The sequence below is a fragment of the Labrys sp. HAY1-8F genome, from assembly GCF_056754975.1.
In genome coordinates this window covers 3,816,025-3,830,201 of record NZ_JBPGWZ010000002.1, presented here as the reverse complement: position 1 = coordinate 3,830,201, position 14,177 = coordinate 3,816,025, and the positions used below count along the sequence as shown (strand labels likewise).

Genomic DNA, 14,177 nt, shown 5'->3' with positions numbered 1-14,177 from the left:
TTCCCCTGGCCGATTCCCTTGGCCATGACAAAAAAGACTGCCTCCTCCCTTGGGAGAGAAGGCAGCCTTCTTTTGAATTGGGAAATGCGGGCGTGCAGTCAGCGGGTGGCGACCGGCTTTTCGCCACGATAATCGTAGAAGCCGCGCTTGACCTTGCGGCCAAGCCAGCCGGCTTCGACATATTTCACCAGCAACGGGCAAGGCCGGTATTTGGAATCGGCCAGCCCCTCATGCAGGACCTGCATGATCGACAGGCAGGTGTCGAGGCCGATGAAATCGGCAAGTTGCAGCGGGCCCATCGGATGATTGGCACCGAGCCGCATCGCCATGTCGATGGATTCGACCGTGCCGACGCCCTCATAGAGCGTGTAGATCGCCTCGTTGATCATCGGCAGCAGGATGCGGTTGACGATGAAGGCCGGGAAGTCCTCGGCCACCGCCACCTGGCGATCGAGCTTGGTGATGAAGGCCTTGGCGGATTCGAACGTGCCGTCATCCGTGGCGATGCCGCGGATGATCTCGACCAGTTGCATCACCGGCACCGGATTCATGAAATGAATGCCGATAAAGCGCTCCGGCCGGTCGGTGGCCGCCGCCAGCCGCGTGATCGAAATCGACGACGTGTTGGTGGCGAGGATCGCTTCCGGCTTCAGATGCGGGCAGACGCCGCCATAGATCTTGACCTTGACCGCCTCGTTCTCGGTGGCTGCTTCGATCACCAGATCGCAGACGCCGAGGCCCTCCACATTGGGTTCGGCCTTGATGCGGGAAAGTGCCTCGTCGTTCTGGGCCTGCGTGATGAAACCCTTGGAAACCTGACGCTTGAGATTGCCATTGACGGTGGCCAGGCCATTGTTGACCCGATCTTCCGATACGTCGTTGAGCACCACGTTCAACCCGGCCAGAGCGGCGACATGCGCGATGCCGCTGCCCATTTGCCCGGCGCCCACAATCCCAACCGTCCTGATATCCACCGTCATTTCAAGTTCCCTGCCATTTGCCCGATCTTATCGAGGCAATCGGCGCGTGGGAAGACCGCACTCGCAGCTTTCATGCACGCCTGTCGGTCGAAATGGTCGCATTCGGGTGTTGGCACCTTGCGAGCAGGAGCGCCTCCCCATGCGGCCTGAACTCCCGGTAGAATACCACAAAACGAGGGGCCGGGAAAAAGGCAGCTCGATGGAACCGTGATTTTGTCTAGATCAGGCCCTGCCCGCCATCAATATGGATGGTCTCGCCCGTCGTGAAGGCGCTCTCCATCAAATAGAGATAAGCGGGGGCAATATCAGCGGGCTTCGCGATCCTGCCCACCGGCAGGCGGCCGGCCATGCCGGCGAAGAAGTCCGATTTGGCCTCCCCGACGATCTCGTCCCACATCGGCGTATCCACCCAGCCGGGCGAGACGATATTCACGCGTGTCGGCGCCAGTTCCAGCGCCAGGGCGCGGGCGAAAAAGCCGAAGGAGCCAGCGATCGCCGAAACGACCGCGCCGCCGGGAACCGGCGGCCGGTCCTTGTTGATTCCGGAGGTGAAGGTCATGGAACCGCCCCGCCTCAGGGTGGCCACGGCGTGCTTGACCAGCATGATGGCGCCGATCAGCTTGTTGTCGACGAAACACCGCACCGTCTCCATGTCGGTGCGCCCGATGGGATCGCCCGGTGGCGGCGTTCCGGCCGTCGACACCAGGTGATCGAAAGCGCCGGCCTCCTGGAAGAGCCGGGCAAGACCGGCTTCGTCTGTCATGTCAGCGGCAAAGCTTCGCACGCGCCGGCCTGCATCGAGGCTTCGCTCCGCGGCCTGCAGCCTGCCGGGCGAGCGGCCGACGATCAACACCTCCGCACCGCTCTCGAGGGACGCCTTCGCGACGCCGAGGCCGATGCCGGAACTGCCGCCGACGACGATGATCTTCTGGCCCGTGAGCGCTGCCATGGGAAACCTCCGGTTCTCTACGGTCATGGGAATGAGTTAAGCCCGGCCGGCATAGGCCGCTTCGAGATCGGCGACGACGATCTTGGTCATCTTGTATAAGGCCTGCCTGACCCGATCCGCCTTCTCGCGGTCGGGATCGGCCATCAGCCGCAGCGTGACCTCGGGAATGACCTGCCAGTAGACGCCATATTTGTCCGTCAGCCAGCCGCAGGGCTTCTCGGAGCCGCCATCAGCCGTGAGCGCCCTGTAGTAATAGTCGGTCTCGGCCTGGTCGGAGGTCTCGATATAGAGCGAGAGCCTTTCATTGAAGGCGGGCATCCGCCCGGCATTCAGTGCCGTCAGGTGCAGCCCTTCGAGTTCGAAATCGAAGGTGGCGTGCGGAACCGTCTTGTTCGTGCCTGCGACCCAGTCGGTGAACTCGGTGTCCCCAAGCGCCTTGGCATTCTTGAAGACCGACAGATAGAAGTCCCGGGCCTCTCGAGCGTTCAGGTTGAACCAGAGAAAGGGATGGATCGTGGCCATGTTGTCCTCGTGAGGATTCATCACAAATCATAGCCATTTTGAGCAGTATACTATCGACACACAAACCAAAACTTGGCATATATCTGTGATCAAAACTCACACATGCCATGCCCCGCAAACTTCCACCCCTCCATGCCCTGCCGAGTTTCGAGGCCGCAGCCCGGCATCTGAGTTTCTCCAGGGCGGCGGAAGAGCTCAATGTCACCCATGGAGCCGTCAGCCGGGCGATCAAGCATCTCGAGGACCGGCTCGGCGTCCTCCTGTTCGAGCGCACGAGCCGTTCGGTGCGCCTGACCGCTGTCGGTGAACCCTATGCACGGGCGGTTCGCGACATGCTCGACCAATTGGGGATGGCCACCGCTGCGGCGACGGCCCACCAGTCGAGCTCGACCCTGAACGTCAGCACCTCCGACGGCTTTGCGGGGCGATGGCTGGTGCCGCGCCTCTATCGTTTTCACCGCGCAAACGGCGATATCGACGTGCGGGTTTCGACCACCGGCAGGCTCACCAATTTCCTGGGCGACGGCATCGACATTGCCGTCCGCTATGGCAGCGGCACCTATCCGGGGCTCACTTCGGAATTCCTCACCGACGAGGAAGTCTTTCCCGTCTGCAGCCCGAGACTGCTGGAGGGGAAGCATCCGCTACGCCGCCCCGAGGACCTCAGGCACCACACGCTGATCCATGACGGTTTTCCGATCGATTGGGCAAGCTGGCTTTCCAGCGCCGGGATTGAGGGCGTGGACCCGCATGGCGGCCTCACCTTCGATTCCTATTCCTTTGCCGTCGAGTCTGCCGCGCAGGGCGAAGGCGTGGTGCTCGGCCGAACCATGCTGGTCGCCGCCGATCTCGCCGCCGGACGCCTGGTACGCCCGTTCACACACGCCCTCAGATCCCTCTCCAGTTTCTATGTCGTCTATCCCCCCGACGCCATCCGCCAGCGCAAGGTGAAGGCCTTTCGCGACTGGCTCTTTGCGGAGATGGCGCCGCCGCCCGATTGATGAAGGCCTCGCCCCTTGCAGCCGAGGTCTTGCGTGCAATATTTACGGCTGAGAAGTCTCGGGACGGCGATGCGCGCGGAGCGAGCGGCGAAATAGGGAAGGCTAACGGCCCTCTGCCTGCCTTCGCTTTCCGGCGGAGGGAAGCGGGGACGCCGGTCCACCGCACTTCCTCTTGTTCAAATTCTTTGAGAACGCACGGCATATCATGACGATTTCGAACGAAGACGAATTGCTCAAGCTGAAGGAGATCGGCCGCATCGTCGCCAATACGCTGGCGGCGATGGGAGCGGCACTCGAACCGGGCATGACCACGGCGGAGCTCGACGTGATCGGCCGCAGGCTCCTCGAGCAGGAAGGCGCCCGCTCCGCACCTGAGCTCTGCTACGGTTTTCCCGGCGCGACCTGCATCAGCGTGAACGAGGAGATCGCCCACGGCATACCCGGCCAGCGCCGGATCGAGCCGGGCGATCTCGTCAATATCGATGTCTCCGCCGAGAAGGACGGCTTCTTCGCCGATACCGGCGCGTCCTTTGCGGTGGAGCCCGTTTCCAAGGCGGCCCAGCGTCTCCTCAGGGACGGCAAGCGGGCGATGTGGACGGGTATCCGCCAGGTGGGCACCGGCCTGCCGCTCGCCAATATCGGCAATGCCATCGGCGAATTCGCCCGCAAGAACCGCTATACGCTGGTGCGCAATCTCGCCAGCCACGGCGTCGGCCGGTCCCTGCATGAGGAGCCCAAGGAACTCGCGACCTGGCCCGATCGCTCCGAGCGCCGGAAGATGCAGGAAGGCCTGGTGTTCACGGTGGAGCCGTTCCTCTCTTTGGGCGCGGAATGGGCGGCGGATGGCGAGGATGCCTGGACACTGTTCAGCGAACCCCGCGCCCCAACCGTGCAATATGAACATACGGTGGTGGCGACCCGCACCGGGCCGCTCGTCCTCACGCTGCCGGCGTGACACCCCGGCGCCATGCGCGGAGCAAGCACGATGGAATCTACAACTCTCGCCGACCTCTATCGCGCCTATATCGCTTGCCTCAACCGGCAGGACTGGAGCGAGCTCGGACGCCATGTCGATGAGGAGGTCGTGCACAATGGCCGGCGGCTGGGGCTGTCAGGCTATCGCGGCATGCTCGTCAAGGATTTCGAGGACATTCCCGACCTCGCCTTCCACATCGAGTTCCTGGTCTGCGAACCACCCCTTGTGGCGGCCCGGCTCGCCTTCGACTGCACGCCGAAGCCGGGGTTCCTCGGCCTGGAGCTCGATGGACGCAAGGTCGCGTTCACGGAAAACGTATTCTACGCCTTCAAGGCCGAAAAGATCGTCTCGGTATGGTCTGTAATCGACAAAGCCGCGATCGAGGCCCAGCTCGGGCGCTGACGACAGGGCCGATATCGGGTGCTATGGTCGCCTCCAGATCCCGCAGCCGATGGAAGACCCCGATATGCCCTCCTTTGACGTGTTGCTCGCCTTCATCGTCACGACGGCCTTGTTTTCCGTGCTGCCGGGTCCCTCCATGCTCTATGCGGCGGCCAGAACCATGGCGGGTGGGCGGCAGGCCGGGCTGATGGCAGCGCTCGGCCTGCATCTGGGTGCCTATGCCCATGTCGCCGCAGCAGCCGCAGGCCTGTCGGTGCTGTTCCATGCGGTGCCCATCGTCTATGCCGGCGTCAAGCTCGCCGGCGCCCTCTATCTGATCTGGCTCGGCATCACCTTGTTCCGGGCGCGGCAAAGTGCGGATGGCGGGACGATCGGCGGCACTCGCTCGGCCCGCCAGGCCTTCGCGCAGAGCATCACCGTCGAGGTGCTCAACCCGAAGACCGCGCTGTTTTTCCTGGCCTTCCTGCCGCAATTCGTCGACGGCGCCGCATCTTTCCCGCTCTGGCTGCAATTTGCCATCTTGGGCACGGTCGCCAATATCCTGTTCGGGCTCGTCGATATCGTCGTCGTCATGCTGGCCGCCGTGATCATCGGCCGGCTCAAGCGCTCCTCCGGCGTGCAGCGGCTGATGCGCCGCGTGGGCGGGGCAATCCTGGTCGGCATGGGCGTCCATCTCGCCTTGCAGAGGGGCTAGCAAGGGCCGCGGCGTTGATCGCGCAAACCGGGCGGGCTCAGCCGCATTGCTGCGCGACGAGCCCCTGATAGAAGCCGAGTTCGGTCACCCGTGCCGACCAGTCGGCATCGGGATTCAGCTGAGCCGTCCCACACCGCCGCATCACGGGAGCCGCTGTTTTCAGCATCTCGACACGCCGCCGGTAGACTTGGCAGATAGCCCCTTTGTCATTCGCGCTGACGGCTCTCAACTCCCGATCCGAAGCATGCATGGCCTGTTCCGCCTCCACGACCTCAGTGGTGCAGGCGGATCTATAGGGCGAGAGGACGACCCACGAGGCCAGGAAGGCGGTCGAGACTGCCGTCACGAGAAGGGGTGTCTTCCACTTCGTGAGTAACGGCATGGAGATGACCTCCGGTTTTGCTTTTTCTCGTCAATCGGATTGGTAACGTTGTTACGCCTTGGATCAAGGACTTCCTCAATGGATGAAATTCCGCCACACCCCCTATGATGGCAGCCAAGTAGCATGCGGGCGCCGGCGTGCTCAGGGAGCCGCAGGGTCCCCTGACGTCGGCGCGGTATCGAAGATCCCTCACTCGGCAGGAGCCAATTGCTCCCTTGTCTTGGAGAAAGGCCGGAAGGTCAGGGAGATCAGCGTGGCCGCGATGCCCATGCCCCAGGAGCCGACATAGAGCCACATATAGGTATTGAAGTGGTCGTAGATCATGCCTCCCAGCAGCGGGCCGAGTGACATGCCCAGGCTGCCGGCCATCGCCGTGCCGCCGATGATGGTGCCCATCATCTTGAGCGGGAAGTTCTCGCGCACGATCACGGCATAGAGCGGCATCACACCGGCATAGATGAAGCCCACCACCATGGCCACGGCGTAGAACTGGCCAAGCTGGTTGGCAAAGGCATAGAACAGCACGCCGAACGCCTGGGCGAAAAGCCCGATCACCAGCATGCGCTGGGCGCCGAAACGATCGCCCATCAAGCCGAAGCCGATGCGCCCGAACATGCCTGCCAGGCCCTCGACACTGTAGATGGTGACGGCGGCGATCATCGGGATGCCGCAGGTCACCGCATAGCTCACCGTGTGGAAGATCGGCCCGGAATGCGTGGCGCAGCAGAAGAAATTGGCCAGCATCAGCACGATGAACTGCGGCGAGCGCACTGCCTGGCGCACAGTCATATCCGATTGCGGCTCGTCGGCCAGTGCCGCCTCATTGCCCTCGATGAGCGCAGGCGGCCGCCGTAGGAACAGCGAGGCAGGAATCATGGTGGCGGCGGCAATGCCGGCCAGAATCAGCATCGAGGTGCGCCAGTCATACTTCGTTACCAGCCATGCGGCGAGCGGCGCCATCGTCATCGGCGCCATGCCCATGCCGGCCGAGACCAGCGACACGGCGAGGCTGCGCTGCGTGTCGAACCAGCCGGTAACGCAGGCCATCATCGGTGCGAACATCGCGGCAGTCGCCGCCCCTACCAGTACGCCGAAGACGAGCTGGAATTCGATCAGCGATCCGGCCTGGCTGGCCAGCGCCAGGCTGGCGACGAGGCCGATCGAACCGGCCAGCACCACCGGACGCGGGCCAAAGCGGTCGGACAGGCCGCCCCAGACCATGCTGGCCAGCGCCATCGCCAGGAAGCCGAAGGTCATGGCAGTGGAAATGCCGGTCACCGACCAGCCGGTCTCCGCCGACATGGGTTTGAGGAAAACCGGCAGCGAAAACATCGCGCCGATCGCAATGCATCCAAGCAAGCCGCCCGCGGCGACGATCACCCAACGATAGGAATTCTTGTCCATCATGGTCCACCCGTTCCTGTGCCGCGGGCCATCGCGTCTCGCGCTCTGCCGCACGGCGGCAGGAAACGCAAAGACGTCGTGAAACGAGGTGCCGGAGCAAACGAGCATTCAAATCTGAACAAGGCCTGCTCCAGGCCACCGCGGCGATACCTCAAGGACGCACGAGCAACTGATACTCCGACATGCGGTTGCAAAAATATTCTGGTTGCAAAATGCTATCAGAATATTCGCCAAGTGCAAACCGGGCATAGCGAATGAGGAGCGAACTGATCACTCTCCCCCTGCCGCCACCTCAGACCGGATTCGTCGTCGCAAGCCTCCCATTCGACCGATCCTTGTCCTCGACCGGTGAGCCCGACCCTGCCATTGGCGGTCAAGGAGGTGGGAGTAACAAATCCGGCGATATTCCAGGATGAGTGGGAAATAGTTCTAGGGACGGCGCAAGCCCGTCGCCAGGGCGCGGAAAGTCTCCACGGCCTTCGGCAAGACCTTCTCGGGCTCCTCGCTCGCCGCGATCCACAAGGCCGCATTGAGCGCGGACGCGCTCAAGAGCCGGGCCGCGGCCTCGGCATCCACCGGCTTCATGATGCCCTGCCCGATGAGGCGCTCGACGGTTCGTTTGGTCGCCTGCAGGCAATTGTTCTGGCTGGGCCATTGCGAGGGATCGCCAAGGACAGCCGGCCCGTCGCGCAGAACGATGCGCTGTACCTCGGGATCGAGCGCCATCTCGATATAGGCCACGCCCTCGATCAGAAGGCCTTCCCATTCGTCCTGGGCAAGGGCAGCGGCCTCATGTGCGCGCTCCGCCATCTCGGCGTCGATCTGGTTGACCACGGCCGCCAGAAGCCCACGCTTGTCGCCGAAATTGTGGTAGAGCGCCCCACGCGTCAGTCCGACCTCGGCCGTCAGTTCATCCATCGAGGCCGCAGCATAGCCGGTTTTCGCGAAAGCCCTGCGCGCGGCCGTAATCAACTTGGCGCGATTCTTCTCCATCGTCTCGGCCCGGCTTCTGGCAACCATCTCAGTCCCCTTCATATACGCGACGTATCTAGGTTGACATACAGCGCGTATATCCATAGATCCAAATACGGAACGTATATCAAATGCGACAGGGCCATGTGAAGCCCTGCGGTTTGCCGATCGAGGCACCGCAGGTCAGCGGATCATGAAAAGAAGAGGACTGAAAAATGGCACAGCGTGAGGCAGTTTTCCCGGCAGATCGGCATGCCCTCTACGAGGCACATGGCTATTCGGCGGCGATCCGATCGGGCGGCCTTCTGTTCGTTTCGGGCCAGGTCGGCAGCCGTGCAGACGGTACGCCGGAGCCCGACTTCAAGCGCCAGGTGCAATTGGCCTTCGACAATCTGCAGGCAACGCTGAAGGCGGCGGGCTGCGGTTTCGACGACATCGTCGACGTGACCACCTTCCACACCGATCCCAAAAACCAGTTCGAAACCATCATGGCGGTCAAGAACCAGATCTTCGACCGGCCGCCCTACCCGAACTGGACGGCAATCGGCGTGAACTGGCTGGCGGGTTTCGACTTCGAGATCAAGGTCATCGCCCGCATTCCCGAAGAGGCCTGACGCGTCTTGCGATTTGGCGCCATCCTGCGATAGCGGCGATCAGGCCGCAAACAGGTTCGCGGTCATATAGTCGACGAAAACCCGCACTTTCGGGGAGAGATAGCGATTGGTCGGCCACAGCACGCGGAAGGTGCCGGCCTCGGCCAGATGCTCTTCCAGCAGCGACACCAGGCTGCCTTGCGCCAGTTCCAATGCGACGGCGAAGGGCGGCAGGCAGGTAATGCCGAAGGCGCGCTCGGCCAGGTAGATCAGAGGCTCCAGCGTGCTCGCCACCGTGGTCTGGGGCAGGTCGAGCTTGAGTTCTCGCCCGTCCCGCACCAGTGGCCAGGGTTCGAGCCTGCCCGAATTGGCGTAGCGATGGTGAAGGCAACGGTGGCCGAGCAGGTCTTCCGGCGCTGTCGGCACGCCATGGGCAGCGAGATAGGCGGGCGCCGCGACGATCCGGTGCTTGAAGGTTCCGAGCTTGCGGCTCATCAGGCGGGTATCCCTGACCTCACCCGTCCGGATCACCGCATCGAAGCCTTCCTCGATGACGTCGACCAGCCGGTCGGTGAAGTCGAGGTCGAGATTGATCTCGGGATATTCAGCCATGAAGGCGGCGATCGTCGGCATCAAGAGCATGCCGGCGAGTGGCAGGCTTACGCGCAACTGCCCACGCGGCGTCGCCTGCGCTCGGGACAATTGCGCCTGCGCCGCTTCGAAATCGGACTGGATGCGCCGGCAGGTGTCGAGAAAGAAGCTGCCCTCTTCGGTCAAGGCCATGCTGCGGGTCGAACGGTGAAACAGGCGCACGCCCATCTCTTCCTCGAGCCGCGCGATAGCCTTGCCGATAGCCGAGCCCGACAGACCCAGGCGCTGTCCCGCCGCCACGAAACTGCCGGCCTCCGCGACCTGGATGAAGATACCGAGGGTGCCGAGCTTATCCATGACCTGACGATTGCGGAATAATTTTCCGATTTGATGTGAATACCGGCCCGTTTATCCGCTATTTCGCCACCGATATCCAGATGTCGCTGCGGCCAGCTTGCCGCACCTCATCGGAGACCATCATGGATATCAAATCACCCGCCGCCTTCACGGCCTCCCCCACGCCGACGACCTTCATCGTCAACGTCATTCACGCCAGTCCCGGCAAGCAGGAGGAGGCCTTCGCGGTCATCCAGGACGTGGTGCATTATGTGGCCGAACGCAAGGAAGGCTTCCTGTGGAGCACCCTGGCCAAAAGCGCCGACGGACTGACGGTCGTCAACATCGAGGCGATCCAGGGCGCCGGCAATGTCGAGGAGTTCTTCTCCGACCCCGTCTTCGTGGCAAAGTTCCGTAAGCTCGACGAGGTCTCCAGCAGCGAGTTTCACACTTACACCGTCGGCGACCTTGTCTTGCCGAAGCGCGCGGCCGCCTGATCGCCATGACGCATTCGACATCGGGCAGGCCCGTACCCGATCGGGCACTGGCCGGCGGGGGCAGTCTCCCGCTACCGGCCTTGATCGCCCTGGCCCTCGCCGGTTTCATCACCATCCTGACGGAAGCCCTGCCGGCGGGGCTTCTGCCCGAGATCGCGGGCAGCCTCTCTGTTTCACAATCCTATGCCGGCCAGATGATCACGATCTACGCGCTCGGATCGTTGCTGGCCGCCATACCGCTGACGAGCGCGACGCAGCGCCTGCGCCGCCGTCCCTTGCTGCTGTTTGCCATCGCCGGTTTCGCCCTCGCCAACAGCGTCACGGCGATCTCGCCTTTCTACGGACTGACCATGGTAGCCCGATTCCTGGCAGGCACCTCGGCGGGCCTGCTTTGGGCGCTGCTTGCCGGCTATGCCGCACGCCTGGTGCCCGACCACCAGAAGGGAAAGGCGATCGCGATCGCCATGATCGGCACGCCTGTGGCACTGTCGATCGGGGTTCCCGCCGCCACCTTCCTCGGCAAGGCCATTGGTTGGGGCCCTTGCTTCGGTGTGCTCAGCGCCATCGCGGCCCTGTTGATCGTCTGGATTTCGATGAAGCTGCCCGACTTCCCGGGACAGGCAGAGGCAAGGCGGTCCTCCCTCACTGCGGTGCTGGCCATGGCGGGCGTGCGACCGATCCTGTTCGCCACGCTGGCCTTCGTGCTCGCCCACAATCTCCTCTACACCTATATCGCACCCTTCCTCCGCCTGGCAGCCCTGGCGGACCAGGTCGATGCTATCCTGCTCGCCTTCGGCCTGTTCTCGCTTGTCGGAATCTGGATCGTCGGTGCCTTCATCGATCGCAAGCCGAGGGCCTTGGCTCTGCTCTCCAGCGCTCTCTTTGTCCTGGCTGCGGCAATGCTGGGGCTGTGGCCGGCTTCCGCCCCCTTCGTCTACGCCGCCGTCGCCATCTGGGGCCTGGCGTTCGGCGGGGCGGCGACCTTGTTCCAGACAGCACTCGCCCACGCAGCCGGTGACGCCACCGACATCGCCCAGTCGATGCTCGTCACCGCCTGGAACCTGGCGATTGCAGGCGGAGGATTGCTCGGCGGCCTGTTGCTCGACCAGGCCGGCGCCGACAGCTTCCCTCCGGCCCTGCTCGCGCTTCTCATTCCCTGCCTGTTGGTCACCTGGTCAGCGCGGCGGCCCGGCTTTCCGTCGTCGTAGCGCTCGCCACGACATGAAGCCGGTAGCTTCGGAGGAAGCGGCTGGCGTGGGGTTCCGGTCATCGCACTTGCGCCAGCTTCAGACGGGCCTCGAGAGCTTCGTGCTCTTCCCTCCGCTCGCTGTAGCGGTCTGTGAGATAGTCCGAGGCATCACGCGTCAGCAGGGTGAACTTGACCAGTTCCTCCATCACGTCGACGACACGCTCGTAATAGGATGAGGCTTTCATCCGCCCGCCGGGCGTGAACTCTTCATAGGCCCTGGCCACCGAGGACTGGTTGGGGATGGTGATCATCCGCATCCAGCGGCCGAGCACGCGCATCTGGTTGAGGGCATTGAAGGATTGCGAGCCGCCAGAGACCTGCATCAGCGCCAGCGTCTTGCCCTGGGTCGGCCGCACCGCCCCGATCGCCAGCGGGATCCAGTCGATCTGTGCCTTCATGATGCCGGTCATGGCGCCATGACGCTCGGGGCTGCACCAGACCTGCCCCTCCGACCATTCCGAGAGCTCCCGCAATTCGCGTACCTTGGGATGGTCTGCCGGTGCGGCATCGGGAAGCGGCAGGTCAAGAGGATCGAAGATGCGGGTTTCCGCCCCAAAATGCTTGAGAAGCCGTTCCGCTTCCAGGGTCAGCAGCTTGCTGTAGGAACGTTCCCGCAGCGAGCCATAGAGCAGCAATATGCGCGGCGGGTGTGTCGAGGCCTTCGGCCGCAGGCGATCGAGCGAAGGGATCCGCAGGCAATCGGGCGTGATATTCGGGAGATCCTCGATCATCAGCGGCGTCCTTCGGCGGCGGCTACGGCAGAACCGCGCTCATACCAATCCTTGGACCGGTTCACGATCCAGACGACGGACAGCATCACCGGCACTTCGATCAGCACGCCGACCACGGTGGCCAGGGCTGCTCCCGAGTGGAAGCCGAACAGGCTGATCGCGGCGGCGACGGCAAGCTCGAAGAAGTTGGATGCCCCGATCAGGGCCGAGGGGCCGGCGACGCAATGCCGTTCGCCGGCAACGCGGTTGAGCAGATAGGCAAGCCCTGCATTGAAATAGACCTGGATGAGGATCGGCACGGCAAGGAGCGCGATCACCAGAGGCTGCGCGATGATCTGCTCGCCCTGGAAACCGAAGAGCAGCACCAGGGTCGCCAGCAGTGCCAGCAGGGAGACGGGGCCGAGGCGGGCGAGCAGATGGTCCAGGGCCGCCTGGCCGCCGGCGGCCAGCAGACGACGACGCAGCCCCTGCGCCACGAGCACGGGAATGACGATGTAGAGCCCGACCGACAGGACGAGCGTGCCCCACGGCACCGTGATTGCCGAGAGCCCCAGCAGCAGGCCGACGATCGGCGCGAAGGCGATAACCATGATCGCATCGTTGAGCGCAACCTGGCTCAAGGTGAAATGCGGCTCGCCTCTGGTCAGGTTCGACCAGACGAACACCATGGCGGTGCAAGGCGCGGCGGCGAGGATGATCAACCCGGCGATATAGCTGTCGATCTGCGTGGCAGGCAGAGAGGACCGGAACAGCCAGCCGACGAACAGCCAGCCGAGCAGCGCCATGGAGAAGGGCTTGATGGCCCAGTTGATGAACAGGGTCACCCCGATGCCGCGCCAATGCCGGCCGACTTCGCGCAAGGCGGCAAAGTCGATCTTCAGCAGCATCGGGATGACCATCAGCCAGATCAGCACGGCGACCGGCAGATTGACCTTGGCGATTTCGGCAGCGCCGATCGCCTGAAAGGCTGCCGGCATCATATGGCCGAGCGCGATGCCGGCGAGGATGCAAAGGGCGACCCAAAGCGTCAGATAACGTTCGAATGTGGACATGTCAGAAGCTGATCTCGCGGCGCATCAGGATGGCGCTGGCCGGGCAGAGGGATGAGGCCTGGCGCGTCGCCAGGACGGCGGTGGGTGCTTCGGCCCGCTCCACCGGCTTGAAGCCGAGGCGCGAGAAGAAATCGGACGCCGACGTCGTCAAAAGCCAGGCACGCTTTGCGCCGGCCTCATGGGCTCGGAACAACAGCAAGGGCACGATGTTGCGGCCGATCCGGGCTCTCCTCAGCTCCGGCGAGACCACCACGGATCGGATCAGCGCATCGGCGCCCAGAAGCTCATAGCCACCAAATCCGACGAGTTGACCGTCGAGCGTTCGGTAGCCAAAGAAAATGCGGCCCGTCTCGGCAAGATCGTCGACGGGGAGGTCTTCCGCCCGCAGGGCAGCGATGAGAACCGGATCGCTCGGATCGACCGGTACGTCCTTCAGGAAGGGCGCCCCGTCTTCCTTTTGCATGCTTGACGGCATGGCTGCTGGCGGAAGCAGATCGAGCACGACATCGGAAGGGCGGCAGAGCTTCACGCCCAACGGGCTGACGACGATGGGGCGGTTGATCAGCAGCGGATGCGCCATCATCGCATCCAGGAGTTGGGCGTCCGTCAGATCCGGAGCCTCCAATCCGAGCTCGGCATAGGGCGTGCCCTTTTGCCGGACGAGGTCCCGGACGCCAATGCCCATGCGCGCGACGAGCTGGGCCAGCAAAGTGCGCGAAGGCGGCGTCTTCAGATATTCGATGACATGGGGCTCGATACCCCCCTGCCGGATCAGCGCCAACGTATTGCGCGAGGTGCCGCAATCGGGGTTGTGATAGATGACGATATCCATGTCGGCGTTCACGC

The 14,177-nt window shown here is 63.5% G+C and carries 17 protein-coding genes; 7 read left to right on the top strand and 10 right to left on the bottom strand.

The window, feature by feature from the left end; genetic code table 11:
* Positions 1 to 98: 98 nt before the first annotated feature.
* From ACR9ZN_RS26735 to ACR9ZN_RS26725, 3 genes are all read right to left on the bottom strand, one after another.
* On the bottom strand, positions 99 to 980 hold the full coding sequence (locus ACR9ZN_RS26735; RefSeq protein ID WP_149252375.1) for a 3-hydroxybutyryl-CoA dehydrogenase: 882 nt from the start codon (positions 978 to 980) through the stop codon (positions 99 to 101).
* Between the two features lie 217 nt (positions 981 to 1,197).
* Positions 1,198 to 1,929, bottom strand: coding sequence for an SDR family oxidoreductase (locus ACR9ZN_RS26730; protein ID WP_481273618.1), 732 nt, complete (start codon positions 1,927 to 1,929; stop codon positions 1,198 to 1,200).
* A gap of 36 nt (positions 1,930 to 1,965) precedes the next feature.
* A complete protein-coding gene (locus ACR9ZN_RS26725) occupies positions 1,966 to 2,451 on the bottom strand; it encodes a VOC family protein (RefSeq protein WP_441773368.1) in 486 nt (161 codons plus the stop codon).
* Positions 2,452 to 2,558: 107 nt separating this feature from the next.
* Between ACR9ZN_RS26725 and ACR9ZN_RS26720 the strand changes: the two genes are divergently transcribed.
* The 4 genes from ACR9ZN_RS26720 to ACR9ZN_RS26705 all read left to right on the top strand — a co-directional run bounded on the left by ACR9ZN_RS26720 (position 2,559) and on the right by ACR9ZN_RS26705 (position 5,524).
* Positions 2,559 to 3,452: a transcriptional regulator GcvA gene (locus tag ACR9ZN_RS26720; protein WP_481273617.1), complete on the top strand. Its 894-nt coding sequence runs from the start codon at positions 2,559 to 2,561 to the stop codon at positions 3,450 to 3,452.
* A 205-nt stretch (positions 3,453 to 3,657) separates the two neighbouring features.
* Complete coding sequence (gene map / locus ACR9ZN_RS26715) at positions 3,658 to 4,407, top strand: type I methionyl aminopeptidase (protein ID WP_481273616.1); 750 nt, start codon at positions 3,658 to 3,660, stop codon at positions 4,405 to 4,407.
* Between the two features lie 30 nt (positions 4,408 to 4,437).
* Positions 4,438 to 4,830 (top strand): ester cyclase, encoded by a 393-nt coding sequence (locus ACR9ZN_RS26710; RefSeq protein ID WP_454812269.1) that lies wholly within the window; start codon positions 4,438 to 4,440, stop codon positions 4,828 to 4,830.
* Between the two features lie 64 nt (positions 4,831 to 4,894).
* Positions 4,895 to 5,524, top strand: coding sequence for a LysE family translocator (locus ACR9ZN_RS26705; RefSeq protein ID WP_441773372.1), 630 nt, complete (start codon positions 4,895 to 4,897; stop codon positions 5,522 to 5,524).
* 37 nt (positions 5,525 to 5,561) lie between these two features.
* On the opposite strand, the gene ACR9ZN_RS26700 is transcribed toward ACR9ZN_RS26705, so the two are convergent.
* The 3 genes from ACR9ZN_RS26700 to ACR9ZN_RS26690 all read right to left on the bottom strand — a co-directional run bounded on the left by ACR9ZN_RS26700 (position 5,562) and on the right by ACR9ZN_RS26690 (position 8,330).
* Entirely contained in the window at positions 5,562 to 5,906 is a 345-nt protein-coding gene (locus tag ACR9ZN_RS26700) for a hypothetical protein (RefSeq protein WP_434959435.1), read from the bottom strand.
* 189 nt (positions 5,907 to 6,095) lie between these two features.
* A complete protein-coding gene (locus tag ACR9ZN_RS26695) occupies positions 6,096 to 7,313 on the bottom strand; it encodes an MFS transporter (RefSeq protein WP_481273615.1) in 1,218 nt (405 codons plus the stop codon).
* 426 nt (positions 7,314 to 7,739) lie between these two features.
* Positions 7,740 to 8,330: a TetR/AcrR family transcriptional regulator gene (locus ACR9ZN_RS26690; protein WP_481273614.1), complete on the bottom strand. Its 591-nt coding sequence runs from the start codon at positions 8,328 to 8,330 to the stop codon at positions 7,740 to 7,742.
* 167 nt (positions 8,331 to 8,497) lie between these two features.
* On the opposite strand from ACR9ZN_RS26690, the gene ACR9ZN_RS26685 reads away from it, so the two are divergent.
* Positions 8,498 to 8,896, top strand: a complete 399-nt coding sequence (locus ACR9ZN_RS26685; RefSeq protein ID WP_454812261.1) for a RidA family protein — start codon at positions 8,498 to 8,500, stop codon at positions 8,894 to 8,896.
* Positions 8,897 to 8,935: 39 nt separating this feature from the next.
* Here the strand turns inward: ACR9ZN_RS26685 and ACR9ZN_RS26680 are convergent, their stop codons facing one another.
* On the bottom strand, positions 8,936 to 9,823 hold the full coding sequence (locus ACR9ZN_RS26680; RefSeq protein ID WP_481273613.1) for a LysR family transcriptional regulator: 888 nt from the start codon (positions 9,821 to 9,823) through the stop codon (positions 8,936 to 8,938).
* Between the two features lie 122 nt (positions 9,824 to 9,945).
* Here ACR9ZN_RS26680 and ACR9ZN_RS26675 point away from each other — a divergent pair, with 122 nt between their 5' ends.
* A complete protein-coding gene (locus ACR9ZN_RS26675; RefSeq protein ID WP_481273612.1) occupies positions 9,946 to 10,299 on the top strand; it encodes an antibiotic biosynthesis monooxygenase in 354 nt (117 codons plus the stop codon).
* 5 nt (positions 10,300 to 10,304) lie between these two features.
* Positions 10,305 to 11,507: an MFS transporter gene (locus tag ACR9ZN_RS26670; protein WP_481273611.1), complete on the top strand. Its 1,203-nt coding sequence runs from the start codon at positions 10,305 to 10,307 to the stop codon at positions 11,505 to 11,507.
* Positions 11,508 to 11,565: 58 nt separating this feature from the next.
* On the opposite strand, the gene arsH is transcribed toward ACR9ZN_RS26670, so the two are convergent.
* Genes arsH through arsN2 form a run of 3 tightly spaced genes read right to left on the bottom strand, consistent with a single transcriptional unit; the run spans position 11,566 to position 14,163 of the window.
* The gene (arsH, locus tag ACR9ZN_RS26665; RefSeq protein WP_434959426.1) at positions 11,566 to 12,279 is read right to left on the bottom strand and encodes an arsenical resistance protein ArsH; all 714 of its coding nucleotides are present in this window, start codon (positions 12,277 to 12,279) and stop codon (positions 11,566 to 11,568) included.
* Positions 12,279 to 13,331 (bottom strand): ACR3 family arsenite efflux transporter, encoded by a 1,053-nt coding sequence (gene arsB, locus ACR9ZN_RS26660; protein ID WP_481273610.1) that lies wholly within the window; start codon positions 13,329 to 13,331, stop codon positions 12,279 to 12,281. The genes arsH and arsB overlap by 1 nt, the downstream gene beginning before the upstream one ends.
* Position 13,332: 1 nt before the next feature.
* The gene (arsN2, locus tag ACR9ZN_RS26655) at positions 13,333 to 14,163 is read right to left on the bottom strand and encodes an arsenic resistance N-acetyltransferase ArsN2 (RefSeq protein ID WP_481273609.1); all 831 of its coding nucleotides are present in this window, start codon (positions 14,161 to 14,163) and stop codon (positions 13,333 to 13,335) included.
* Positions 14,164 to 14,177 lie beyond the last annotated feature (14 nt).